The organism is Neobacillus drentensis (assembly GCF_036965645.1).
GTDB classification, from domain to species: domain Bacteria; phylum Bacillota; class Bacilli; order Bacillales; family Cytobacillaceae; genus Neobacillus; species Neobacillus drentensis_D.
Window position 1 is genome coordinate 1 of sequence record NZ_JBALPZ010000082.1, and the last position, 1,987, is coordinate 1,987.

Here is a 1,987-nt window from a genome sequence, read left to right on the forward strand (position 1 = left end):
CCCTTTTTCTTTTGTTGAGTAAAATGGCTCTCCTAATTTAGTTAGGATTTCTTCTGACATCCCCACTCCATTATCGATAAAACGAATATGTATTTGGTCTTGGGCTGCCTTTCTTAGTTGAATCACTAATTTGCCGCCATCTGGCATGGCTTCAATGGCATTCTTTATATAGTTAATAAATACTTGTTTCAATTGATTCTCGTCGCATGGAATCCAGATCTCCCCTGCTTCAAACTCCGTAACGATTTCGACATTATTAAGGATCGCCTGAGTATCTAAAAGTGTTATGACCTGCGACAGCAATACCTTTATCTCTTTTTGTTCAAATTTGCTTACTTGCGGCTTGGCCAGGATCAATAGTTCACTAAGGATTTGTTCAATCCGTTCGATTTCCGAAGACATAATGTTAAGGTACGCTTGGTTCCCTTCGTGTCCGTAATTCATCAATTGAATAAAGCCTTTAATTGCGGTCATCGGGTTTCGAATTTCATGCGCAATTCCAGCAGCTAATTGACCCGCTATCGATAACTTTTCGGTGTTCTTCAGCAATTCTTGCGATTTTTTCCATTCTGTTATATCTCTTAATGTAGCGGACCACCCAACAAATTCTTCAGCGGCATCTTTGATGGGTGATATGGAAATGATGATATTTAAGATTGCCCCATCTTTTCGGACACGAACCGATTCTATCGCTGTGACATCGGATCCTTTTTCGACCATGGATTTAAGTTCCATTACTTCATCCATTCGTTCCGCTGGAATATTTGGCAGCTTACCTATCTCCAAGCCAAACATTTCCCGTTTTGACCATCCAAACGTGTCTTCAAATGCTTTATTTACGTTGATGACCTTCCCTTGTCTATTAAAGATTAAAATCGAGTCCACATTATTCTCAATAAGCGATTCCAGTTGTTGAGATTTTGCTTTTAATGCGTCCTCTGATCTTTTTCTGGACGTGATGTCTTTTGCGATACCGTATACCCCAACAACCTCGTCATTCACAATGATTGGCATATTGGTAACATCTAAATGGATGATGGATCCATCTTTATGCAAAGCCTTTGCCTCATACCTTTGGGTAGTACCGCTTACTGCCTTTTTATAATGATTGATGGTTCTATCAATATCATCGGAGGAAACCAGCGGCACAAACGTTCGTTGCATATATTCCTTTTCACTGTATCCTAATAACTGTTCCATAGCTGGATTTACACTAAAGTAATTGCCATTTAAATCAAATGAAAATACAGCATCAGGGTTATGTTGAAAAAGCGATTTATAGTGTTGTTCTTTCTGTGTTGACTCCATTCTTTCAATCGTAATATCCCGAAAATAGACGGTTAAGCCATTGGACGATGGAAATGCACGCACAGCAAACCATGAATGTAAAGGAGGAAAATAGGCCTCAAAAAAAACAGGTACTTGTTCAGTAACCGCACTATAATAATGTTGATAAAATGGTGAGTTAACTGCTTCAGGAAATTCGATCCAAACGTTCTTCCCAATTAAATCATCGCGGCTTCGAAATAGTAAACGAGTTGCTTCTGTATTAACAAATGTAAAGTTCCAACATTTATCCACTGCGAAAAATCCATCTGTAATGCGCTCTAATATCTCATAAACATCTTCTATACGAGTGTTCATCCTTTAAGCCCCTCTTTTTTTTTAAATCAAATAGATCCATCGGACATAAACATTTTTTCAGTACCTTTTAATCCAATAAAAAAAAAGCCAAGATAGGACTTTCGAAGACATTCCCACTTTGACTTATAACTAGCTCAATTTAAATGTCTAGACCGTTGCAGCCACACGTAAAACTACGTTTACTATATTTAAAATAATTGCATTTTAATGTCCCTAAAAACGGACCATTTTTTGGAAAAAATGTATGTTATTCTTTAATTCTATTTAATTATAATTTTTGGAAAACTTTATTTCAACCTTTTTTAGTTTCAACACATTGGCTCTTTAAATTTGGCTGTTGATT

The 1,987-nt window shown here is 36.9% G+C and carries 1 protein-coding gene; it reads right to left on the bottom strand.

Translation table 11 applies throughout. The annotated features are described in order from the left end of the window. Positions 1-1,644, bottom strand: a 1,644-nt coding sequence (locus V7266_RS16135) for a PAS domain S-box protein (RefSeq protein WP_335469017.1), incomplete at its 3' end; no start/stop codon positions are given. Positions 1,645-1,987 lie beyond the last annotated feature (343 nt).